The organism is Micromonospora desertarenae, from assembly GCF_056150265.1.
In genome coordinates this window covers 308,587-330,727 of the sequence record NZ_JAXCFQ010000005.1, presented here as the reverse complement: position 1 = coordinate 330,727, position 22,141 = coordinate 308,587, and the positions used below count along the sequence as shown (strand labels likewise).

At 75.3% G+C, this 22,141-nt stretch carries 24 protein-coding genes; 12 read left to right on the top strand and 12 right to left on the bottom strand.

Going from position 1 to position 22,141, the window contains the following annotated elements:
- Positions 1-25: 25 nt before the first annotated feature.
- Entirely contained in the window at positions 26-1,057 is a 1,032-nt protein-coding gene (locus SM577_RS13130) for an SIS domain-containing protein (protein WP_474587070.1), read from the top strand.
- A gap of 25 nt (positions 1,058-1,082) precedes the next feature.
- Positions 1,083-2,675, top strand: a complete 1,593-nt coding sequence (locus tag SM577_RS13125) for a sensor histidine kinase (protein ID WP_474586982.1) — start codon at positions 1,083-1,085, stop codon at positions 2,673-2,675.
- Between the two features lie 96 nt (positions 2,676-2,771).
- Here the strand turns inward: SM577_RS13125 and SM577_RS13120 are convergent, their stop codons facing one another.
- Complete coding sequence (locus SM577_RS13120) at positions 2,772-4,304, bottom strand: glycosyltransferase family 39 protein (protein WP_474587069.1); 1,533 nt, start codon at positions 4,302-4,304, stop codon at positions 2,772-2,774.
- 465 nt (positions 4,305-4,769) lie between these two features.
- Here SM577_RS13120 and SM577_RS13115 point away from each other — a divergent pair, with 465 nt between their 5' ends.
- From SM577_RS13115 to SM577_RS13100, 4 genes are all read left to right on the top strand, one after another.
- Positions 4,770-6,482, top strand: coding sequence for a nitrite/sulfite reductase (locus SM577_RS13115; protein WP_302919307.1), 1,713 nt, complete (start codon positions 4,770-4,772; stop codon positions 6,480-6,482).
- A gap of 76 nt (positions 6,483-6,558) precedes the next feature.
- Positions 6,559-6,720, top strand: coding sequence for a hypothetical protein (locus SM577_RS13110; protein ID WP_302919306.1), 162 nt, complete (start codon positions 6,559-6,561; stop codon positions 6,718-6,720).
- Positions 6,717-7,478, top strand: coding sequence for a phosphoadenylyl-sulfate reductase (locus SM577_RS13105; protein WP_302919305.1), 762 nt, complete (start codon positions 6,717-6,719; stop codon positions 7,476-7,478). Before SM577_RS13110 ends, SM577_RS13105 begins: the two co-directional genes overlap by 4 nt.
- Positions 7,460-8,254 carry a sirohydrochlorin chelatase gene (locus SM577_RS13100; protein ID WP_474586981.1) on the top strand — a complete coding sequence of 265 codons (795 nt, stop codon included), beginning with the start codon at positions 7,460-7,462 and terminating at the stop codon, positions 8,252-8,254. Before SM577_RS13105 ends, SM577_RS13100 begins: the two co-directional genes overlap by 19 nt.
- Positions 8,255-8,387: 133 nt before the next feature.
- On the opposite strand, the gene SM577_RS13095 is transcribed toward SM577_RS13100, so the two are convergent.
- Positions 8,388-8,645, bottom strand: coding sequence for a WhiB family transcriptional regulator (locus SM577_RS13095; protein ID WP_007072794.1), 258 nt, complete (start codon positions 8,643-8,645; stop codon positions 8,388-8,390).
- Between the two features lie 445 nt (positions 8,646-9,090).
- Positions 9,091-10,041, bottom strand: a complete 951-nt coding sequence (locus SM577_RS13090; RefSeq protein WP_302919303.1) for a diacylglycerol/lipid kinase family protein — start codon at positions 10,039-10,041, stop codon at positions 9,091-9,093.
- Here SM577_RS13090 and SM577_RS13085 point away from each other — a divergent pair.
- The gene (locus SM577_RS13085; protein ID WP_474579557.1) at positions 10,040-10,492 is read left to right on the top strand and encodes a hypothetical protein; all 453 of its coding nucleotides are present in this window, start codon (positions 10,040-10,042) and stop codon (positions 10,490-10,492) included. The two genes, SM577_RS13090 and SM577_RS13085, sit on opposite strands and share 2 nt — an antisense overlap.
- Here SM577_RS13085 and SM577_RS13080 read toward each other — a convergent pair.
- From SM577_RS13080 to sodN, 3 genes are all read right to left on the bottom strand, one after another.
- Positions 10,486-10,893: an ATP-binding protein gene (locus SM577_RS13080; protein ID WP_302919301.1), complete on the bottom strand. Its 408-nt coding sequence runs from the start codon at positions 10,891-10,893 to the stop codon at positions 10,486-10,488. The genes SM577_RS13085 and SM577_RS13080 overlap by 7 nt on opposite strands.
- A 31-nt stretch (positions 10,894-10,924) precedes the next feature.
- Positions 10,925-11,377 (bottom strand): GNAT family N-acetyltransferase, encoded by a 453-nt coding sequence (locus tag SM577_RS13075; protein ID WP_302919677.1) that lies wholly within the window; start codon positions 11,375-11,377, stop codon positions 10,925-10,927.
- Positions 11,378-11,439: 62 nt separating this feature from the next.
- Positions 11,440-11,844, bottom strand: a complete 405-nt coding sequence (gene sodN / locus SM577_RS13070) for a superoxide dismutase, Ni (RefSeq protein ID WP_076472083.1) — start codon at positions 11,842-11,844, stop codon at positions 11,440-11,442.
- A 69-nt stretch (positions 11,845-11,913) separates the two neighbouring features.
- Between sodN and SM577_RS13065 the strand changes: the two genes are divergently transcribed.
- The 3 genes from SM577_RS13065 to SM577_RS13055 all read left to right on the top strand — a co-directional run bounded on the left by SM577_RS13065 (position 11,914) and on the right by SM577_RS13055 (position 14,640).
- Entirely contained in the window at positions 11,914-12,279 is a 366-nt protein-coding gene (locus SM577_RS13065) for a S26 family signal peptidase (RefSeq protein ID WP_474579558.1), read from the top strand.
- A 140-nt stretch (positions 12,280-12,419) separates the two neighbouring features.
- Entirely contained in the window at positions 12,420-13,598 is a 1,179-nt protein-coding gene (locus tag SM577_RS13060) for an NAD(P)-dependent malic enzyme (RefSeq protein ID WP_474586980.1), read from the top strand.
- A 79-nt stretch (positions 13,599-13,677) separates the two neighbouring features.
- Complete coding sequence (locus SM577_RS13055; RefSeq protein ID WP_474586979.1) at positions 13,678-14,640, top strand: zinc-binding dehydrogenase; 963 nt, start codon at positions 13,678-13,680, stop codon at positions 14,638-14,640.
- 21 nt (positions 14,641-14,661) lie between these two features.
- Here the strand turns inward: SM577_RS13055 and SM577_RS13050 are convergent, their stop codons facing one another.
- From SM577_RS13050 to SM577_RS13040, 3 genes are all read right to left on the bottom strand, one after another.
- Positions 14,662-15,630, bottom strand: a complete 969-nt coding sequence (locus tag SM577_RS13050; RefSeq protein WP_474586978.1) for an alpha/beta hydrolase family protein — start codon at positions 15,628-15,630, stop codon at positions 14,662-14,664.
- Between the two features lie 223 nt (positions 15,631-15,853).
- On the bottom strand, positions 15,854-16,411 hold the full coding sequence (locus SM577_RS13045) for a nucleotidyltransferase domain-containing protein (RefSeq protein ID WP_474586977.1): 558 nt from the start codon (positions 16,409-16,411) through the stop codon (positions 15,854-15,856).
- 222 nt (positions 16,412-16,633) lie between these two features.
- The gene (locus SM577_RS13040; RefSeq protein ID WP_474586976.1) at positions 16,634-17,521 is read right to left on the bottom strand and encodes an alpha/beta hydrolase family protein; all 888 of its coding nucleotides are present in this window, start codon (positions 17,519-17,521) and stop codon (positions 16,634-16,636) included.
- Positions 17,522-17,678: 157 nt separating this feature from the next.
- On the opposite strand from SM577_RS13040, the gene SM577_RS13035 reads away from it, so the two are divergent.
- Positions 17,679-17,849 (top strand): hypothetical protein, encoded by a 171-nt coding sequence (locus tag SM577_RS13035; protein ID WP_302919294.1) that lies wholly within the window; start codon positions 17,679-17,681, stop codon positions 17,847-17,849.
- A 56-nt stretch (positions 17,850-17,905) separates the two neighbouring features.
- The gene (locus SM577_RS13030) at positions 17,906-18,442 is read left to right on the top strand and encodes a hypothetical protein (protein ID WP_474586975.1); all 537 of its coding nucleotides are present in this window, start codon (positions 17,906-17,908) and stop codon (positions 18,440-18,442) included.
- 29 nt (positions 18,443-18,471) lie between these two features.
- Here SM577_RS13030 and SM577_RS13025 read toward each other — a convergent pair whose 3' ends face one another.
- The 3 genes from SM577_RS13025 to SM577_RS13015 all read right to left on the bottom strand — a co-directional run bounded on the left by SM577_RS13025 (position 18,472) and on the right by SM577_RS13015 (position 22,069).
- On the bottom strand, positions 18,472-19,590 hold the full coding sequence (locus tag SM577_RS13025; protein WP_302919292.1) for an acetate/propionate family kinase: 1,119 nt from the start codon (positions 19,588-19,590) through the stop codon (positions 18,472-18,474).
- 67 nt (positions 19,591-19,657) lie between these two features.
- The gene (gene pta / locus SM577_RS13020; RefSeq protein WP_474579564.1) at positions 19,658-21,724 is read right to left on the bottom strand and encodes a phosphate acetyltransferase; all 2,067 of its coding nucleotides are present in this window, start codon (positions 21,722-21,724) and stop codon (positions 19,658-19,660) included.
- Positions 21,725-21,889: 165 nt separating this feature from the next.
- Positions 21,890-22,069, bottom strand: a complete 180-nt coding sequence (locus SM577_RS13015; RefSeq protein WP_088992124.1) for a DUF6104 family protein — start codon at positions 22,067-22,069, stop codon at positions 21,890-21,892.
- Positions 22,070-22,141 lie beyond the last annotated feature (72 nt).

Here is a 22,141-nt window from a genome sequence, read left to right as displayed (position 1 = left end):
TTCCGTGACGGGTGCAGGGGCCGGGATGGCCGCCGACATCGACGAGCAGCCGGCCGGCTACGACCGGTTGCTCTCCGCCGACCACGCCGGGGCCGTCGCCCGGGTGGCGGCCGTGATCGCCGAGCGCCGCCCTCGGCACGTGGTGTTCACCGCCCGGGGCACCTCCGACCACGCCGCGCTCTACGGTGCCTACCTGACCGAGATCCGGCTCGGCCTGCCGGCCGGACTCGCCTCGCCCAGCGCGGTCACCGTCTACGGCGCCCGGCCCGACCTCTCCGACGCGCTGGTGGTCGGGGTCAGCCAGAGCGGCGGCTCGCCCGACCTCACCGAGGTGCTCCGCACGGCCCGCGCCTCCGGCGCGCTCACCCTGGCGGTCACCAACGCCCCGGACTCCCCGCTGGCCGGTGCCGCCGAGCTGAGCGTCGACATCGCCGCCGGGCACGAGCGGGCGGTGGCCGCCACCAAGACCTACACCGCCGAGCTGCTCGCCCTGCTGATGCTGGTGGAGGGGATCCGCGCCGGCGACGGGGCGCTGCCCGCCGCCGAGCGGGAGGCGCTCGCCGCCCTGCCCGAGCTGGCCGAGCGCACCCTGGCCGACCCCACCCCGGCCCAGCTCGCCCCGCGCTACCGGTTCGCCGCCCAACTGGTCACCACCGGCCGGGGGTACGCCTACCCGACCGCCCGGGAGGCGGCGCTGAAGCTGATGGAGACCTCCTACCTGCCGGCGCTCGCCTTCTCCGGCGCCGACCTGCTGCACGGTCCGCTGGCGATGACCGACCCCGACGTGCCGGTGCTGGCCGTGGTCGGCACCGGGCCGGGCGGGCGCTCGATGGGCGAGGTGCTGCCCCGGCTCGGCGAGCGCCGCGCCGACGTGGTGGTGGTCGGCTCGGCCGAGGTGGCCGGCGCGACCCGGATGGCGGTGCCCGAGGTCGACGAGCGGTACGCGCCGCTGCTGGACATCCTGCCGCTGCAACGGCTGGCGCTGGCGCTCGCGCTGGCCCGGGGCGAGGACCCGGACGCGCCCCGCGGGCTCAAGAAGGTCACCGCGACGATGTGAGGGGCGGCGTGGCACGCTGGTCAGCGTGTCCACGCTGCGCGACCTCGCCGAGGAGCACACCCGCCTCCGCCCGGCCGACATCGACCACCTGCACCGGATCGCCGGTGACTGGCAGTTGCTGTCCGACCTGTCCTTCGCCGACCTGCTGCTCTGGGTTCCGGTGGACGGCGACGGGACGTACCTCTGCGTGGCCCAGGTCCGCCCGACGACCGCGCCCACCGCGTACCTGGACGACCAGGTGGGGCGGATCGTCGGCGGGCCGGAGGTGGCGCACCTGGAGGTGGCCTACCGGCAGGGCCGGATCTGGCGGGAGGGCGACCCGGTCTGGTACGGCGACGTGCCCGCCCGGCACGAGGCGATCCCGGTCCGGCTGCGCAGCGCCGACGGCGAGACCGGCGAGGTGGTGGCAGTGGTCGGCCGGGACACCAACCTCTCCACCGCGCGTACCCCCAGCCAGCTGGAGCTGAACTACCTCACCACCGCCGACGACCTGGCCCAGATGATCGCCGACGGCACCTTCCCGCCGCCCCGGCATCCGGGCGAGACGACCTCCGCGCCCCGGGTCGGCGACGGGCTGGTCCGGCTGGACGCCAACGGCAAGGTCACCTACGCCAGCCCGAACGCGCAGTCGGCGTACCGGCGCCTGGGCTACGCCTCGCACCTGGTGGGGGAGGACCTGGCGGCGCTGCACCGCCGGCTGGCCGGGGACCCGCTGGAGGGCACCGACGCGGCGAACGGCATCCTGGCCGCGCTGCGCGGCGAGGCGCCGCCCCGCCGGGAGATCGACGCCCGGGGCGCGACAATGCTCACCCGGGCGCTGCCGCTGATGCCGGCCGGGGTGCCGATCGGCGCCCTGGTGCTGGTCCGCGACATCACCGAGGTACGCCGCCGGGACCGGGCCCTGATGACCAAGGACGCCACCATCCGGGAGATCCACCACCGGGTGAAGAACAACCTCCAGACGGTCGCCGCGCTGCTGCGGTTGCAGGCCCGCCGGGTGGCGATGCCCGAGGCCCGGGTCGCCCTGGAGGAGTCGGTACGCCGGGTCGCCTCGATCGCCCTGGTGCACGAGACGCTCTCCATGTCCAGCGACGAGGCGGTCGAGTTCGACGGCATCGTGGACCGGGTGGCCAGCGCGGCGACCGAGGTGGCGGCGACCGAGTCGACGGTCGGCATGCGGCGCCGGGGCAGTTTCGGGGTGCTGCCCGCGGAGATCGCCACCTCGCTGGTGATGGTCCTCAACGAGCTGCTGCTCAACGCCGTCGAGCACGGCTTCCCGCCGGCCGAGGCGGCGGAGCCGGGCGGGACGGCGGAGAAGGTCGAGCAGGCCGAGGCGGCGGACGGGGCGGAGCCGCCGGGCCCGGTGGCCGCGCCGGAGGTGGTGGTCTCGGCGCACCGGTTCCGCAAGCAGCTGCACGTCTCGGTGACCGACAACGGGCGCGGGCTGCCGCCCGACTTCGACGCCGAGCAGAGTGGGCGGCTGGGGCTGCAGATCGTCCGCGCGCTGGTCACCGGCGAGCTGCGCGGCACCATCGAGCTGCGCCACGGCGCGGAGGGCGGCACCGAGGCGGTGCTGGTCGTCCCGCTGGCCCGCAGCGCCCCCCGTTCGCCGAGCTGAGCCCGGCGCTGTCCCCGAACTCAGCCGGCCGCCGTCCCCGAGGTCAGCCGGGTGCCGGCCCCGGGCGGTGCCGCGCGCCGGGACAACCGCCCCCGGTCAGCGGGTGAGCAGGGCCACGGTGAGGCCGGGGCGCGGCCAGACCCGCTCGACGGTGAAGCCGTCGCGCAGCGCCGCGCCCTTGGCGCCGGGCACGGCGGCCACCGGATCGGCCCGGCGGCCGGCGACCACCAGCCAGACCCGCTCGGCGCCGGCCAGGCACCGCGCCGGCCGGTCGCACTCGGCGGCCCAGAGGTCGCCCCGGTCGGCCTGGTCCCGCGTCACCAGCACGTCGTCGGGCCGCCGGTCGCCCAGGTGGTACGCCAGGCCGAGGTCGAGGAAGAGCCAGCTCTCCCGGGGCGAGTAGACGACCGCGTCGCCGGGGCGCTGGTGCGCCGCGACCACCCCGGCCGCCCCCCGGTAGTCCACCGGGGCGCTGCGCGGCCACTCGTGGGTGCGCCGCAGCGCTGCCTGGTCGGGCAGGCCGAGCAGCCCGGCGAGGGCCACCACGGCCAGCCCCGCGGGCAACCGCACCCCGGCCAGCGCGGCCCCGGCCAGCAGGCCGGCGAACGGCACCACGAAGACCAGGTACCGGGGCACCCACAGCGGCACGGCGAGACCGGCGGCGAAGACCAGCAGCACCGGCAGCAGCACCGCGCAGCCGGGCAGCAGGGCACGCCGCCCCAGCCGGGCGGCCCCGAGCGCGGCGAGACCGACCAGCAGGCCACCCACGACACCGCTCTGCGCCACCCCGCCGGCCAGCGCCGGCAGGTCCTCGGGCCGGGCGGCGTCCACCCAGTCCAACTGCCGGGACCGCTGGCGAGCGGCGGCCAGCACCAGCGGCGTCACCAGCAGCGCGGCCGGCACCAGGGCGAGCAGCCAGCACAGTGGACGGCGCCAGGACCCGCCGCCGCCGACCGGCTCGGCGGTGGCGGCCGCCGCCGGCAGGCCGGCCCCCTCCGGGGTACGCCGGGCCGCGAGCACCACCACGGCGTGCGCGGCGAGCAGGGTGAGGGCGATCAGGTGGGTGAGGCCGAGCGCGGCGACCGCGGCCGCGTACCCGGCCCAGCGCGCCCACCCGGGCCGGCGCAGCGCCTCGACCAGCAGCAGCGTGGCGAGCACCGCGAGGAACGTGGCGAGCGCGTACGGGCGGGCCTCCTGGCCGTACCGGGAGGTGCCGGGGAGCACCGCGAAGAGCAGCCCGCCGAGCAGCCCGGCGCGGGCGTCGCCGAGACGCTGCCCGAGGAGCGCGACGAGCCCGGCCGCCGCCGCCATGGCCAGTACGGCGGGCAGCCGCAGCGCGGTCACCGAGTCGCCGAAGACCGCCACCCAGCCGTGCATGAGCAGGTAGTACGGTCCGGTCGCGGCGTCGATGGTGCCGGTCAGCCGGACCAGGTCGCCCACCGACCGGGTGGCCGCGCTCCAGGTCGCCAGCTCGTCGCGCCACAGTTGGGCACTGTCGAGCCCGGCCCCGGTCACCAGCAGCGTCAGCAGCGCCGGCCACGGCCAGACCGGCAGGGACCGAGCGGTCCGCGCCGGCCCCTGGTCGCCGCGCTCCGCGCCGGCCCCGCGGGATCGCCACTTTTCGGACAACCTGCCCACGCGCCGAGCCTTCCACACCCCGACCCGGCCCGTCCGTTCCCGCCGCGGATCGTGCGGCGGCGTCTCGGTGACGGTCCGCCCGGCTCGGGTACTGGCGGTCACCGCCGGGGGTGCCGGCCGGCGGCCACCACGTCCAGCGGGGTCGGCTCGGCCCCGGGCCGCGACGGTCGCCCGTGATGTGGGATCCGGCACGCGGTCATTGGTCGGCCCGCCCGGGGTGTGGCAGCATGAGCCCCATGACCGCCGCTGTCGTCCGCCGCTTCGTGGCCCGCCGCCACGTCGACTACGGCCGCGTGCGCAGCGCGATCTGTCCGGCCCACTGACGACGCCCGACCCATCCGTCTCGGGCGCGCTTCCGCGCCGGCCTCCACGACAACGCCGTCCACGGCCCGTATGCCACGGGCCGGCCGTCGCGTCCCGCGCTCCCCACCCTCGCAGACAACGGAGGACGCCGCGATGGCGGTCAGCAGCATCCCGGCCCGGCCGGGGGACCCGACGGCGCGACCCGCCCGGGCCCCGCGCCGCCAGCGGGGCGAGGGCCAGTGGGCGCTCGGCCACCGCGAACCGCTCAACGCCAACGAGCGGATCAAGAAGGACGACGACCCGCTGAACGTGCGGGCCCGGATCGAGAACATCTACGCCCACCGGGGCTTCGCCTCCATCGACCCGGCCGATTTGCGCGGCCGGTTCCGCTGGTGGGGGCTCTACACCCAGCGCAAGGCCGGCATCGACGGCGGGCGCACCGCCGTGCTGGAGCCGCACGAGCTGGAGGACGAGTACTTCATGCTCCGGGTCCGGGTCGACGGCGGCCAGCTCGACCTGGCCCAGCTGCGCACCGTCGCCGGGATCTCCCGGGAGTTCGCCCGGGACACCGCCGACATCACCGACCGGCAGAACATCCAGTTCCACTGGATCCGGGTCGAGGACGTGCCGGAGATCTGGCGCCGGCTGGAGGCGGTCGGTCTGCAGACCACCGAGGCGTGCGGGGACTGCCCGCGGATCGTGCTCGGCAGCCCGGTCGCCGGCGTGGCCGAGACCGAGCTGGTCGACCCCACCCCGGCGATCGACGAGATCGTCCGCCGGTACGTCGGCAACCCGGAGTTCTCCAACCTGCCGCGCAAGTTCAAGACCTCGATCTCCTGGCTGGTGGACACCCCGTACGAGGCGAACGACGTCGCCTTCCTCGGCGTCGACCACCCGGACCACGGCCCCGGCTTCGACGTCTGGGTCGGCGGCGGCCTCTCCACCAACCCGATGCTGGCCAAGCGGCTCGGGGTCTGGGTGCCGCTGGCCGAGGTGGCGGACGTCTGGGCCGGCGTGGTGGGCATCTTCCGCGACTACGGCTACCGCCGGCTGCGCAACCGGGCCCGGCTGAAGTTCCTGGTCGCCGACTGGGGCGTGGAGAAGTTCCGCGAGGTGCTGGAGAAGGAGTACCTGGGGCGCGCCCTGCTCGACGGTCCCGCCCCGGAGCTGCCGGAGAAGCCGGTCGACCACATCGGTGTGCACCGCCAGCGCGACGGCCGCCACTACGTCGGGGCCACCCCGGTGGTGGGGCGGGTCTCCGGCGGGCAGTTGGCCCGGCTCGCCGACGTGGTCGAGGCGCACGGCAGCGGCCGGATCCGGCTCACCCCGTACCAGAAGCTGCTGGTGCTGGACGTGCCGGCGGAGCGGACGGAGTCGCTGGTCGGCGCGCTGCGGGAGATCGGCCTGGAGGCCCGGCCGTCGGCCTGGCGGCGCGGCACCATGGCCTGCACCGGCATCGAGTACTGCAAGCTCGCCATCGTGGAGACCAAGGCCCGCGGCGAGGAGCTGGTGGCCCGGCTGGAGGAGCGGCTGCGCGACTTCGACGCGGACATCTCCATCCACCTCAACGGCTGCCCGAACGCCTGCGCCCGCACCCAGGTCGCCGACATCGGGCTGAAGGGGCAGCTGGTGGTCGGCCCGGACGGCCGGCAGGTGGAGGGCTTCCAGGTGCACCTCGGCGGCGGCCTGGGCATGGCCGAGGGGCAGACCGCCGGCTTCGGCCGCAAGCTGCGCGGCCTCAAGACCACCGCCGACGAGCTTCCGGCGTACGTGGAACGGCTGGCCCGCCGCTACCTGGCCGGCCGGCACGCGGGCGAGGCGTTCGCCCAGTGGGTGATCAGAGTCGACGAGGAGGAACTGCGATGAGCGAGCGGAGCGAGCGAATCATCAGGCTCAGCGCCAAGGTGCCTCATGACGACACGGAGCGAAGCGGAGTGCCGGCATGAGCAGCGAGTACCGAGCGGCACCCCTGTACTGCCCGTACTGCGGCGAGGAGGACCTGCGGCCGAGCGAGGAGGGCCACGGCGCCTGGGAGTGCCACGGCTGCGCCCGGGTGTTCACGGTCCGGTTCACCGGCCTGCTGTCCCGGGCGGTGAACCGATGAGCCTGGTGTCCGCGGCGAACCTCGGACTGGTCGGCGTCGGCGGGCCCCGCCCGGCCGACCCGGCCCGGCGCGACCCCGACGAACTGCGCGCGCTGGCCGAGCGGGCCGGCCGGGAGCTGGAGGGCGCGCCCGCCCAGGAGATCGCCCGGTGGGCGGCGGAGACCTTCGGCGACCGGTTCTGCGTGACCAGTTCGATGGCCGACGCCGTGCTGGCCCACCTGGTGTCCCGGGTGGCGCCCGGGGTGGACGTGGTCTTCCTCGACACCGGGCTGCACTTCCCCGAGACGCTGCGGGTCCGCGACGAGGTGGCCCGGACGCTGCCGGTGAACGTGCGGTCGATCCGCCCCCGGCTGACCGTCGGCCAGCAGGACGGCGAGTACGGCCCGCGGCTGTTCAACCGGTCCCCGGACGAGTGCTGCCAGCTGCGCAAGGTGGAGCCGCTGGAGCGGGCCCTGGCCGGCTACGACGCCTGGGCCGCCGGCCTGCGCCGGGACGAGTCGCCGACCCGGGCGAACACGCCGGTGGTGGCCTTCGACGCGCGGCGCGGCAAGGTCAAGGTGAACCCGATCGCGGCCTGGACCCAGGCCGACGTGGACTCCTACATCGCCCGCTGGAACATCCCGGTCAACGAGCTGTTCAAGCAGGGCTACGGCTCGATCGGCTGCTGGCCCTGCACCCGGCGGACCAAGGCGGGGGAGGACCCGCGGGCCGGCCGCTGGGCGATGTTCGAGAAGACCGAGTGCGGGCTGCACGTCTGACCGGGTCGGGCGCCGACCCGGTGGTCCTGGTCGCGCACGGCAGCCGTGATCCGCGGGCTGCCGCGGCGACCCGGGCGCTGGTCCGGGCGGTGTCGGCCGTCCGGCCGGGCACCCCGGTGCTGGCCAGTTGGCTGGACCACACCCGGCCCGGGCCGGCCGAGGTGCTCCGGGCGCTCGCGTCCGCCGGGCATCCCCGGGCGGTGCTGGTGCCGCTGCTGCTCACCGCCGCGTACCACCGGCGGGTGGACATCCCGGCGGCGGTCGCCGCGGCCCGGCGGACCGGCCCACCGATGGCGGTACGCGTCACCGACGTGCTCGGGCCGACCGGCGGCACGGTGGACGGCGGTCTGCTGGCCGCCCTGGACCGCCGGTTGGGCGAGGCCGGGCCGGGACACTACGACGCGCTGGTGCTGGCGGCGGCGGGCACCCGGGACCCGGCGGCCCGCTGCTCGGTGGGCCGGGTGGCCGCCGCGCTCGGCGACCGGCTCGGCCTGCCGATCCGGGTCTCGTACGCCTCGGCGGCCCCGCCGGACACCGCGACGGCGGTGGCCCGGCTGCGGGCCGGGGGCGCCCACCGGGTCGGGGTGTCGGCGTACTTCCTGGCGCCCGGGCTGTTCCACGACGCGGTCGCGGCGGCGGCCCGGGACGCCGGGGCGGTGGCGGTGGCCGATCCGCTGACCGACGCCCCGGAACTGGCCGACCTGGTGCTGCGGCGGGTCGACGCCGCCACGGCGACGGTCACCTGGCGTGACGATGCCGGCGGCCACGCGGCGTGACCGCTCCGGGGACGATCCGGTCCTGCCGTGCGTCCTGATCGCGGCGTGGTGGAATTCGACGGCCGACAATGCCCCGGACAGCAGAACGCCCCGGCGGGTCGACCCGGCCGGGGCGTGAAGCTTGGTGCGTGGATCAGGCGGAGTGAGCGCGCAGCACCCGGAGGCCACCGCGACGCTTGACGGCGCGCCGCTCCTCCTCGCTCATCCCGCCCCAGACGCCGGCGTCCTGACCGGACTCGAGCGCCCACTGCAGGCACTGGTCGGTCACGGAGCAGCGCCGGCAGACGGCCTTGGCCTGCTCGACCTGCAGGAGAGCCGGGCCGGACGTCCCGATCGGGAAGAACAGCTCCGGGTCCTCGTCGCGGCAGACAGCATGGTGACGCCAGTCCATGGCGGCAACACTCCTCATTCTGGATGGGTGGCAGATATTGCTGTGGTGCTTTTCCTATATGCATCCGCAGTGCCGACGGTGACGGTTCGCGTCCGGCTATTCGGCACTGCGTGAGCAGGCTGCTGGCCCCGAGGACCTGCTGGAACCGCTCAAACCCGCCGAGCATATCCAGGCAATGTCCCGGTAACTCAAGTTCGCTTGTGAATACTTTCACGAACTCTCGCGATGTCAAGGGTGCCACTCGGAAAAACTCCGCGCGGTGAGCAAGCCCACAACCCATTTGTCCGGGTTCCAGAGGGCTCTGGTTACCCGGCGTACCACAGTCGAGGATCAATATAGTACAGTCCGCGTGACATTGCTGACATTTCCGGCACCAGCCTCCCGGTGTGGCGGCGCCGCTCGATGCGGTGCCGTGACCGCGTCGACCTAGGGCAGTACCCGAGACCTAGCAGATTACTCTCAGTGCCGCGGGAATGGATGTGAATCTGACTTTCTCCCGCTCGCCGAGGTAGTCGCCGTCCAGCTGGAACGCCTGCGGACGCTCGGCGAGCAGGGTGAACTCGGCCAGGTCGTGCAGCCGGAGCACCTGCCTGCCGCGCGGGTCCGGGTGCCGGGAGAAGAACTGCGTCACCGTCCGTGTGGTGCTGGCGACCCGCAGCCGCCGCAGGGCCAGCACGTCCAGCCCCAGGTCGAACGACGCCTCCGGGTTGGGGTTGATCTCCCGGTCGCCGAGGTAGGTCCACGGGGCGGTGTTCTGGATGATGACCGTGGCCAGTTCGCTCTCGGCCGGCTCGCCGGGGCGCTCCAGGCTGATCGCCGGATGCCGCCGGTCCGAGGCCAGGAAGTACTGGCTCACCGTGGACCGCAGGTAGAGCCCGGGTGTGGAGACCCGGCCCCGCCGCCGGGCCCGCTCCACCCGATGGATCACGGCGGCGTCGATGCCGAACCCCGCGCAGAAGGTGAAGTAGCGGTCGTCGGCCCGGCCCAGCCCGATCGTGCGGTGCCGGCCCAGCCGGAGCCCCTCCAGGATCATGCTGGTGCCCTCCGGCCACTCCCGGGGCAGGCCCAGCGCCCGGGCGAACACGTTGGTCGACCCGCCCGGGACGGTGGCCAGCGCCGGCAGCCGCTCGGCCGGCGTGGCGGCCGGGTCGACGGTCGGCGGGTTCGCCGTCATCAGGCCGTTGACCACCTCGTTGACGGTGCCGTCGCCACCGAGGGTGACCACCACGTCGACGCCCTCCTCGGCGGCCTCCCGGGCGAGCGCGGTCGCGTGCCCCCGCCGCCGGGTGTACCGAACGGAGAGGTCGACTTCGCTGCGCAGCGCCCGGACCAGCACGTCCCGGCTGCGCTCGCTGGTGGTGGTGGCCTTCGGATTGACCACCAGGACGGCCCGCATGGGCGGCACTGTACCCCGGAGTAGCACAGGTATCGTGGCGCGCGTGACGCTCGACTCCGACCCGATTCCCGTCACGCTCCGCTGGGCGGTCCGGCTGCTCCGGGGCGAGGCGGTAGCGGTCGGCCTGATCGCCGTGTGGCTGGTCTGGGCCGACCTCACCGCCGACAGCACCGACCGGTTGTCGGCGTGGCTGGTGACCGCGTTCGCTGTCGGCGCCGCCGCCGCGCTCTGGGCACTGGGCGGCGCGCTGGAGCGGCGCCGGGCCGGCGCGCGGGCGCCGGCGATCGTGCTCCAGTTGATGCTGCTGCCGATCGGGTGGTTCATGGTCCAGGGCGGGATGGGCTGGCTCGGCGTGCCACTGATGGCCCTCGGGATCGGGGTCAGCTGGCTGCTGGTCAGCCCGCCGACCAGCCGGGCGCTCGGCTTCGGGGCGCCCGAGGGCGGTCAGTAGCCCGAGGCGCGCCGGGTCAGCAGCGAGATGGTGGCCCGGCCGTCGGCCACGTTCGCCGAGGCCGAGGTGGTCAACGCGGTGAGCACCTTCCAGGCGAAGGAGGACTCGGCGGGCAGCCCGGCGCCGCGGACGGTGGGCACTGTCACCTCGACGGTCAACGCGTCCTCGGTCACCGCGAACCGGCAGTCGAGTTCGGCGTCGCGGGTGGCGATGGCGAGCAGCATGGCGCAGGCCTCGTCGACCGCGATGCGCAGGTCCTCGATCTCGTCGAGGGCGAACTGGAGCCGCGCCGCGAGCCCCGCCGTGGCGGTGCGCAGCACGCCGAGGTAGCCGCCGTCGGCGGGCACGGTGAGGTGCACGACGTCGTCGTCGGTCGTCGGCTGGCCGGTCAGTTGAGTCACCACTCATCCCCCCGGCCGGGACTCTACCCGTTCAGGAGGCCGGCCGTGTGGGGGTGGTCACCTGCGCCGCGAGACCGGCCAGGGCGGCGCCGTCGAGCCGGTAGGGGATCCACTCGGTCAACTGCTCGGCGCCGATGGCGGCGTAGAAGCCGGCGGCCGGGTTCCAGTCGAGCATCGCCCACTCCAGCCGTTGGTAGCCGCGCCGTACGCAGATGTCGGCGAGGGTGGCCAGCAGCAGCCGCCCGGCCCCGGTGCCCCGGGCGGCCGGCCGGACGTAGAGGTCCTCCAGGTGGATGCCGTGCACGCCGGCCCAGGTGGAGAAGGTGAGGAACCAGAGCGCGAAGCCGACCGGGGCGTCCCGGTCGTCCACCGCGACGTGGCCGTACAGCGCCGGATCGGGGCCGAAGAGCGCGGCGTGCAGCTGCTCCGAGGTGAGGTGGCACTGGTCGGCCGCGCGCTCGTACTCGGCCAGTTCGTGCACCATGGCGACGACGGCCGGCACGTCCGCGGGACGTGCCGGCCGGATCGTCGGCGGGACCGCGCGGGTCACGCCTTCTTGGTCTCCCAGAAGATCTTGGCGATCTCGTCGATCTTCTGCAGCAGCTGGTCGGCGGTGGCCGGGTCGAGGCTGCCCTTCACGCCGCCCGAGCCGGCGAGCTTGGTGGCCTCGTTGAACAGCTGGTGCAGCTGGGGGTACTTCTCGAAGTGGGTCGCCTTGAAGTAGTCGGTCCAGAGCACCCACAGGTGGTGCTTGACCAACTCGGCGCGCTGCTCCTTGATGATGACGGCCCGCGTGCGGAACTCCGGGTCGGTGTTCGCCTGGTACTTCTCGCAGATCATTTTGACCGACTCGGCCTCGATCCGGGCCTGCGCCGGGTCGTACACGCCGCAGGGCAGGTCGCAGTGGGCGCTGGCGGTCACGCGGGGCGTAAGGATGCGTGGAAGTCGCATCGGGTTCCTCCATGGGAAGTTTGCGATGATCCAAGCCGACATTACTCCTGGAGGGGCTCCCCCAAGCCGGTGGAGGTGAAACCGATGACCGCCGACCGTCCGGCCGCCGCGCGGCGGCTGCGCTGGCCACTGACGGCCGTGCTGGTCAGCGGTCCGTCCATGGCACCCACGCTGCGTCACGGGGACGCCGTGCTGGTCCGCCGGGGCGGTCGGCCGGTCCGCCCCGGCGACGTCGTGGTGGCGGTCTTCCGCAGCCGCCCTGACCTGCTGGTCGTCAAGCGCGCGGTGCGCGCCCAGGACGGCGGCTGGTGGCTGTACGGGGACAACGAGTTCGTCGCCGACGACTCCCGGGCGTACGGGGTGGCCGACGTGCACGGCCGGGTGGTGGCCCGCTACTGGCCCCGGCCCGGGCGGGTGCCCCCGCGTCCGTTATGACCCTGCTCACATCGGCCGGGCCCCCACGACACTATGCTCGGAAAGTGCCCGGGTGACCCCCCGCACCGCGCGCCGCCGCTCGTCGCCTCACCACGCGTACCGACCGGCTGGTCCAGCTGCTAACAGATCCTGGAGTCACCATGTCACCGTCCACCGTGGACCCCGCTGATCCCGTCTTCCGACTGCACCGGGGCGGCAAGATGGCCGTCACCTCGACGGTCCCGCTGACCAGCCGGGAAGACCTCTCCCTCGCGTACACCCCCGGCGTGGCCCGGGTGTGCGAGGCGATCGCCGCCGACGAGACCCTGGCCGACGACTACACCTGGGTGTCGCACACCGTCGCGGTGGTCACCGACGGCTCGGCCGTGCTCGGCCTCGGCAACATCGGCCCGCGCGCGGCGCTGCCGGTGATGGAGGGCAAGGCGGTGCTGTTCAAGCAGTTCGCCGGCGTGGACGCGGTACCGGTCTGCCTGGACACCCAGGACGTGGACGAGATCGTGGCGGTGGTGCGGGCGCTGGCGCCGTCGTTCGGTGGCATCAACCTGGAGGACATCAGCGCGCCGCGTTGCTTCGAGGTCGAACGCCGGCTGGACGAGGCCCTGGACATCCCGGTCTTCCACGACGACCAGCACGGCACCGCGATCGTCGTGCTGGCCGCCCTGCGCAACGCCGCCGCGCTGCTCAACCGCAAGCTGGGCGACCTGCGGGTGGCGGTCAGCGGAGCCGGCGCGGCCGGCGTGGCGGTGACGAAGATGCTGCTCGCCGGGGGAGTGGACCCGGCCCGGGTGGTGGTCTGCGACTCGAAGGGGATCCTCGGCCGGCACCGCACCGGGCTCACCGACACCAAGGCGGAACTGGCCGCCGTCACCAACCCCGACGGCCGGCAGGGCGACATCACCGAGGCGCTGCGCGACGCGGACGTGCTGATCGGCGTCTCCGGCGGGCAGATCCCGGAGGCCGCGGTGGCCGGGATGGCTCCGGGCGGGATCGTCTTCGCGCTGGCCAACCCGAACCCGGAGGTGCACCCCGAGGTGGCCGCCCGGCACGTCGCGGTGGTCGCCACCGGGCGCAGCGACCACCCCAACCAGATCAACAACGTGCTGGCCTTCCCCGGCGTGTTCCGGGGCGCGCTGGACGCCCGGGCCACCCGGATCACCGAGGGCATGAAGGTCGCCGCCGCCGACGCCATCGCGCAGGTGGTGGCCGAGACGCTCACCCCGGAGGCGATCGTCCCGTCCCCGCTCGACCCGCGGGTCGCCCCCGCGGTGGCCGAGGCGGTGGTCGAGGCGGCCCGCCGCGACGGCGTCGCCCGGGCCTGACCCGGGGGCGCCGAGGGCCCCGTCCTGTCGTACGTCGCACAGCGCGGGGCCCTTCTTCCGGCCCGTCCCGCTTGTTACCGTGCCGACCATGCGTGCCGCCTTCGCCTCCCGCTTCGACGACGCCGACCCGCTCGCCGCGCTCACCGTCGGCGAGCGGCCCGAGCCGACCCACCCGGACGACGACTGGGTCACCGTGCAGGTCCGGGCCAGTTCGCTCAACCACCACGACCTGTGGTCGCTGCGCGGGGTGGGGCTCACCGGCGACCAACTGCCGATGATCCTCGGCTGCGACGCGGTCGGCGTCGACCCGGACGGCACCGAGGTGGTCGTCTACCCGGTGGTCGCCACCCCGGGTGACCCGCGCGGCGTCTCCATCCTCTCCGAGCACTTCCCGGGCACCCTCGCCGAGCGGGTGGCCGTACCCCGGTCGAACCTGGTGCCGCTGCCGGCCGGGCTGGCCGTCACCGACGCGGCGTGCCTGCCGACCGCGTGGCTCACCGCCTGGCGGATGCTCACCACCAAGGGCCGGGTCGCCGACGGCGACGCGGTGCTGGTCCAGGGCGCCGGGGGCGGCGTCGCCACGGCCGCCGTCGCGCTCGCCGCCGCGATGGGCAAGCGGGTCTACGCGACCAGCCGGGACGCCGCCAAGCGGGAGCGGATCGCCGAGCTGGGCGCGACCGCCGTCGAGCCGGGCGCCCGGCTGCCGGAACGGGTCGACGTGGTGATCGAGACGGTCGGCGCGGCCACCTTCGACCACTCGCTGAAGTCCGCCGCGCCGATGGCCCGGATCGTCGTCTCCGGCGCCACGGCCGGGCACGAGCCCAAGGTCAACCTGCGCCGGGTCTTCGCCATGCAGCTGGAGATCCTGGGCACCTCGATGGGCACCCCGGACGAGCTGGCGGACCTGCTCGCGTTCTGCGCCGAGCACCAGGTGCGGCCGGTGGTGGACAGCGTGGTCCCGTTCAGCCGGGTGGAGGAGGCGTTCGCCCGGCTGCACTCCGGTGACGTCTTCGGCAAGGTGGTCGTCGACCACACCGCCTGACCCGGCGCCCGGGCGGGCGGGTCAGAGGCGGTTGTCGAGGGTGGCGATGTCGCCGCGGGCGGCGCCGGTCGGGATGCGCCGCTTGGCGGCCTCGTCGCCGTAGAGGGTCCAGCGCAGGAACTCGACGGTCGTGTCCGAGACCACCCGCAGCGCGGCCCCGTCGCTGAGCAGCGCCCGCCCGTGGTCGCCGTTGGGCAGGCTCAGCATCGCCTTCGGCCAGGGCACCCGGTCGTACGCCTCCTTGCCGGCGGCGTACTGGACCACCTCGTCGGCCTCGCCGTGCACGAACAACTGCGGCGCGGCGGCGCCGGCGAACGCGGTGCCCACCCCGAGCGCGGTGCCGGCGAACACCACCCCGGCGTCGAGGCGCTCGTCCCGGCCGGCGGTGAACAGGCCGATGGTGGTCACCCCGCCGGCCGAGTGCCCGGCCGCGGCCACCCGGTCGGCGGCCAGCCGGCCGCGCAGCGGATCACCGGCCCGGCCGTCCAGGGCGAGCACCTGGGTCAGCGCGTACGACACGTCGGCGGGCTGGTTGAGCACGTCCAGCACGTTGCCGTCGGCGCCCCGGGAGGTGTGCGGGAAGGTCGGCGCGGCCACCACGAAGCCGGCCGCCGCCCACCGGGTGAGCAGCGTCGCGTAGTCGGCCGGGCGCCCGCCCAGCCCGTGGCTGAACATCACCACCGGGAACCGGCCGTCGGCGGCCCGCGCGGACCGCTCGGGCTCGCCCCCGGCCTTCCCGGCCGCCGGGTACCAGACGGTCACCGGCAGCGGGCGGTCGCCGTCGCGGTTCAGCTTCAGCTGCCGTACGCCGACGGCGAAGGCCCGCTCCGGCGCGGTGCCGGCGGGCACCCGCGGCGCGGGGGTGGTCGCGGCCGGGGCCGGCGTCGGGACGGTCCGCGGGCCGGCCGGCCGGGTGTCCCCGGAGCAGCCGGCCAGGCCGGCCGTGAGCAGGGCGCAGGCGAGCAGGGCAGGGGTGCGGCGACGCGGCATGGCTCCGATTGTGCCTCGCGCGCCGGGGCCGCCCGCCGGACATCGACGCACCGTGCCGGGCCGACCGCCGGAGCGTGGTGCCCGGCGCCGGCGCTGGTGCTGGTGCCGGCGGTGGCAGTGCCGGCGGTGGCGGTGGTGCCCGGTCGACGGTGGGTGGCGGTGGCGGTGGTGCCGGTCGACGGTGCCGGCGGTGGCCGTGCTGCCCGTTGCGGTCGCGTCCGCGCTACGCCCCGGGCGAGGTCGCCTCCCGATGCTCCGGCGGGGCGGCGCCGAGCCGGGCCAGGTCGGCGGCGTCCTTGGCGCGGCGGGGGCGCTCCGGCATCCAGACCGGGTACATCCGCTTGAACTCGACCTGCGCGGCGACCGCGATGACCGGGACGGTCAGCGGGCCGATCCGCCCGGGTGGGCCGTCCAGCATCCCCGCCGGCAGCGGCGTGCCGGCCCACGGCCCGCCGCCGACCGTGATCCGCCCCACGGCGTCCCGCGCCAGGTACGCGAAGCTCACCTCGACGTCGCTGCGGAAAAGGTCGAGCTGCACCTCGACCGGCAGCCGCGGGTCGGGCCGCCAGCCGCGCCCGTGCAGCAGGGCGGCCAGCCGCCGCGCGTCGGCGCGCCAGCAGTACCAGTCGACGTCCACGTGCGGCCGGGTCACCTCGCCGAGGTGGAAGTCGACCGCCCAGCCGCCGCGCAGCCACACCTGGACGCCGGCGGCGCCGGCCACCTCGACCACCTCGGCGATGCTGGCCAACTGCCGCCCCGCGAGCCCCTCCACGCCCACCACCCGCCGACCGTAACGGCGGACCCGGCTCCCCGCACCGCCGTTTCCGGCCCACGCCGCGCCCCGGCGGTTGCTCCTGGCCCGGACGTCGCTCGTGTCGCGCTCGTCGTTGGTGTCGTGCTGGCCGCTCCTGTCGCGCCCGCCGCTCCTGCCCGGCCGCTCACGTCCGGCAGTTCGTGTCCGGCACCGCGTGTGCCCGGCCTCTCGTGCTCGGCCCGGCCGCGGTCAGGGGGCGGGGCGGGTCTCGTAGCGGGTGAGGGCGGGGGCGCTGGCCCCGGCGGGCAGGCGGCGGGCGGCGTCCGGGTCGCCGTAGAGCGTCCAGCGGAGGAAGTCGGTGGTGGTGGCCAGGACCTGGGCGAAGCCGGGCCGGCCCGGGGTGAGGTATTCGCCGTGGCCCTGCCCGAGCACGCTCAGGAAGGCGGCCGGGCCGCCGGCGCGCCGGTAGGCCGCCCGGCCGACCGCCAGCGGCACCACCGGGTCGGCGGTGCCGTGCACGAAGAGCACCGGCGCGGCCGGCGCGGCGAAGCTCCCGGCCATCCCGCCGCCGGCGATCACGATGCCCGCCCGCACGCGCGGCGACCGTCCCGAGGCGAACATGCCGGCGGTGGTGAAGCCGCCCGCCGAGTGGCCGGCGGCGGCGAACCGGGTGACGTCGAGGTGCCCGGCGAGCGGGTCACCGGGCCGGGCGTCGAGCCGGACCAGGTGCCGGATCACCCGCCAGGCGTCGGCCGGCTGGTGCCGCACGTCGGCCCGGTCGAACCGGCGCGCGCCACGCCGGGTGTGCGGGTACGCCGGCGCGGCCACCACGAAGCCGGCGGCGGCCCACCGGGTGGTCAACCCGGCGTGCAGGTGGGGCAGGCTGTCCAGCCCGTGGCTGTAGACCACCACCGGGAACCGCCCCGCGGCCACCGCGTTCCCGTCCGCCGGATACCAGAGGGTGACCGGCAGCGGACGCGCGGAGGCCGCGTCGACGGTGAGCGTACGCACGCCGACGGCGTACGCCCCCGCGGGCGCCCGGCGGGCCGGTTGCGGCGTGCCGGGCGCGGCGGTGGCCGTCCCGCAGCCGGCCAGCAGCGCCGTCAGCAGCGCGGCGACCAGCCGCTTGACCCCCACGGTTCCACGGTAGGTGCCGGGTGCCCCGAGCGGTCCCGCCGTCCGGACCGGCTCCGTTCACCACCCGGCCGGAGCCGCTCCACCGGCCGGCCCGACCTGGCCCGGGCCGGCGCGCGCGGGGCGGTGCGCCGGGACCGGCTTGGCTAGGGTCACCGGCATGGCTGAGAACTACACCGACCCGAGCGGCAACACCGAGGCGTTCCGCGCCTTCGCCAACACCCCCGAGGCCGAGGCGCCGGCCGCGGCGTCCCGGGTCCCGCTGCTGGCCGGCGCGGCCGTGGTGGTGGTCGTCCTGGTCGCCGTGGTCGCCTGGCTGGCGCTGAGCTGAGCGGATCCCCGCCCGCCCCGCCGGGGATCCGGTCCCGGCTGCGCGGTGCGCGGCCGGTGCCGGCCGTGCTCGGCCTGCTCGTGCTCCTCGCCGGCCTCGGGTACGCGTCCGGGGTGGCCGGCTACAAGTGGCACCTGCACGCCAAGGCGGAGCGGCTGCACGCCGAGGGCGTGCCGGTGCGGGCCACCGTCACCGGCCGGCGGGACACCGTCGGGCGCGGCGGCGGAACCGACACCGTCCGGGTGTCGTACGAGTACGCCGGCGTGCCGTACACCGAGCGGATCCTGTGCGGCTCGGCCGGCGGGTGCGCCGAGGAGCCGCCGGCCGGGATGACGCTCTGGGTGGATCCGGAACGCCCGGCGGAGTTCGTGGCCGAGAACGGCAACACCGACGACTCGGTGTTCGTGCTGAACGCCTGGGGCGGGCTGCCGTTCGGCCTGGTGGTCGCCGCCTTCGGCGGGTTGTTGCTGGTGACGGCCGTGCTGCCGGACCGGGCACCGGCGCCGCGGCGGGACACCCGCCGTCCCGGCCGGGACCGGATCCGGCGCAGCGGCAGCGCCCGGCGCCGCCGGGGCCGCACCGCCCGCCGCTGAGCCGGCGGCAGCGGCGCCGGCGCGAGCGGTCAGCGCGCCGCGGCGGCCAGGTCGCGGGCGGTACGGGCGATCTCGCGCTCCTCGTCGGTGCCGATAACGCAGACGGCCACCTCGGCGCCCGGCGGCGAGATGACCCGGTCGCCGCTGCCGGCGTTGCGCTCCGGGTCCACCGCGATGCCGAGCCGGTCCAGGCCGGCCAGCGCCGCCGCGCGGACCGGGGCGGCGTGCTCGCCCACCCCGGCGGTGAAGGTGACCGCGTCCACCCGGCCGAGCAGCGCGTAGTACGCGCCGACGTACCCGGTGATCCGGCGGCAGTACACGTCGAAGGCGAGCGCGGCGGCCGGATCGCCGTCCGCCCGCCGCCGGAGCACCTCGCGCATGTCGTTCGCGCCGGCCAGGCCGAGCAGCCCGCTGCGGTGGTTGAGCAGGTCGTCGATCTGGTCGACGGAGAGCCCACCCTCGCGGCGCAGGTGGAAGATCACCGCCGGGTCCAGGTCGCCGCTGCGGGTGCCCATCACCAGCCCCTGCAACGGCGACATCCCCATCGAGGTGGCCACGCTGCGCCCGCCGGCCACCGCGCAGGCGCTGGCCCCGTTGCCCAGGTGCAGGGTGATCGTGTTCAGCTCGTGGTACGGGCGGTCCAGCAGCTCGGCGGTGCGCCGGGAGACGTACGCGTGCGAGGTGCCGTGGAAGCCGTAGCGCCGGATGCCGTACCGCTGCGCGGTGTCCCGGTCGATCGCGTAGACCTCGGCGGACTCCGGCATGGTGTGGTGGAACGCGGTGTCGAAGACGGCGACCTGCGGGACGTCCGGCAGCGCGGCCCGGGCGACCTCGATGCCGGCCAGGTTCGCCGGGTTGTGCAGCGGGGCGAGCGGGACCAGCTCGCGGATGGCGGCCAGCACCGCGTCGTCGATCAGGACCGGTTCGGTGAACCGCCGGCCGCCGTGCACCACCCGGTGCCCCACGGCCACCAGCCCGGCCAGGTCGAGCCGGCCGAGGATGTCGCGCACGGCCGTCTCGTGGTCGGCCGGCCCGCCGCCGGGCTCGCCGATCCGCTCCACGGTGCCCTTGTCGCGCACCTCGTCACCGTCGTAGAGCCGGTACTTGACCGACGACGACCCGCAGTTGAGGACGAGGACCCGGCTCATGCCGGCACCCCACCGGGTCGGGTGCCGTCCCGGGGCGCCGTCGCGCCCAGTCCGATGATCCGCTCGCTCACGCGACCTCCGCGCTGGCCTGGATGGCGGTGATCGCCACCGTGTTGACGATGTCCGGCACGGTCGCGCCGCGGGACAGGTCGTTGACCGGCCGGCGCAGGCCCTGCATCACCGGCCCGACGGCCACCGCGCCGGCCGAGCGCTGCACCGCCTTGTACGTGTTGTTGCCGGTGTTCAGGTCCGGGAAGATGAAGACCGTGGCCCGGCCGGCGACCTCGCTGCCCGGCAGCTTCGTCGCGGCCACCGCCGGGTCGATCGCCGCGTCGTACTGGATCGGCCCCTCCACCAGCAGGTCCGGCCGGCGTTCGCGGACCAGCTTGGTGGCCGCCGCGACCTTCTCCACGTCCTCACCCGCGCCGGAGGTGCCGGTGGAGTAGGAGAGCATGGCGACTCGGGGCTCGATGCCGAACCGGGCCGCGGTGTCGGCCGACGAGATCGCGATGTCGGCGAGCTGGCCGGCGTCCGGGTCGCGGTTGACCGCGCAGTCGCCGTAGACCAGCACCCGGTCGGCGAGCAGCATGAAGAAGACACTGGACGCGACCGAGACGCCCGGCACGGTCCGGATGATCTCGAACGCCGGTCGGATGGTGGCGGCGGTGGTGTGCGTCGCCCCGGAGACCATGCCGTCGGCGTGCCCGGTCTGCACCATCAGCGTGCCGAAGTAGTTCGGCTGGGCCACGATGTCGTGCGCCAGCTCGGCGGTGACCCCCCGGTGGGCGCGCAGCTTCGCGTACTCGGCGGCGAACTCGTCGCGCCACTCGCTGGTCACCGGGTCGACCACCCGCGCCCCGCCGATGTCGATGCCCAGCTCCCGGGTGCGCCGGGCGATGTCGTCCGGGCGGCCGAGCAGGGTCAGGTCGGCGACGTTGCGGCGCAGCAGGATCTCCGCGGCGCGCAGGATGCGCTCCTCCGCCCCCTCCGGCAGCACCACGTGCCGGCGCTGCGTCCGGGCCCGGTCGATCAGGTCGTACTCGAACATCAGCGGGGTGACCCGGGCGGACCGGCTGACCCGCAGCCGGCGGGACAGGTCGTCGGTGTCCACGTAGCGCTCGAAGGCGCCGAGCGCGGCCTCCACCTTGCGCGGGTTGCCGGCGCTGGGCCGGCCCTCGATCCGGCTGGACGCGGACACCGTGTCGTAGCTGTCACTGGTCACCGAGAGCACGGCGAGCCCGGTGTTCAGCCCCTCGAACAGCCGCATGGCCCGCGGGTCGGGCTGCTCGCCGAGGGTGAGCACCAGCCCGGCCACCGACACCTGCCCGGCCACGTGCGCGGCGCTGGCGGCGACCAGCAGGTCGTCCCGGTCCCCGGGGGTGATCACCAGGGCGCCGTCGGTCAGGTGGTCCAGCAGGGTCGGCACGTGCGCCGCGCCCACCACGTAGTCGAGCACGTCCCGGCCGAGGGCGGCGTCGTCCCCGGCGAGCAGGGTGGCGCCGAGCGCCGCCGCCACCTCGGCCACCGTCGGCGCCGACACGCTCGGCACCTCCGGGATGGCGTACGCGGGAACCGGCAGCTCGGGCAGGGGCATCGGCTCGGGCACCCGGTTGGCGATCACCGCCAGCACGGTGGCGCCCAGGTCCGCCAGGTCGTGGTACGCCCCGCGCACGGCGGCCGCGATGGCCGCCGGCTCCTGCCCGAAGCCGTCCACCACCGGCACCACGACGCTGCCGAACTCGGTGGCCAGCCGGGCGTTGAAGGCCAGCTCGCGGGGGCCGGCGGCGTCGCCGCCGTCGGCGAAGTCGCTGCCCACCACGACCACCGCCGGGCACCGCCGCTCCACCGACCGGTAGCGCTCGACGATCCGGGAGATCAGTTCCTCCCGCCGCCCGTCGGCGACCAGCGCGGTCGCCTCGGCGTAGGTGGCGCCGGCCAGGTCGGGTAGCGGCGGCTCGATCCGGTAGCGCTCGCTGAGCAGCGCGAGGATCGGATCCGGGCCGGTGCCGCCGACCAGCGGCCGGAACGCGCCGATCCGCTCGACCTGCCGGGACAACAGCTCCGCCAGTCCGAGGGCGATGGTCGACTTGCCTCCGCCGGAACCCACGCTGGTGACGTACACACTCCGGGCCACGCCCACCACCCTAGAAGATCACGCCACCGCCCACCCGGGTCCTTCGTCCCACCCACCCCCACCCAGCCGTCCCAGCGCGTTGATCATGGAGTTGTTGTCGGCCGCACCGGCGTGTCGCGGCAACAACTTCATGCTCGACCGGGTGGGTGGGGTGCGAGGTGGGGTCTACTCGTCGTCGGGATCGTCGAGGCGGGCCAGGTAGGTGGCGAGGCGCTCGATCGGGGTCTCGAACTCCGGGTTCAGGTCGACGAAGTCGCGCAGCCGCTCGCCGAGCCACTCCATGCTGACCTGCTCGTCACCCCGGCGCTCGACCAGTTCCTCGATGCCGCGGTCGGTGAAGTACATGTTCGTCCTCGGATGTCGTCCGGCCGGCGGCCGGTGGGGTTCGGGAGGCCGACGCGAGGCGGGGCAGAGCCG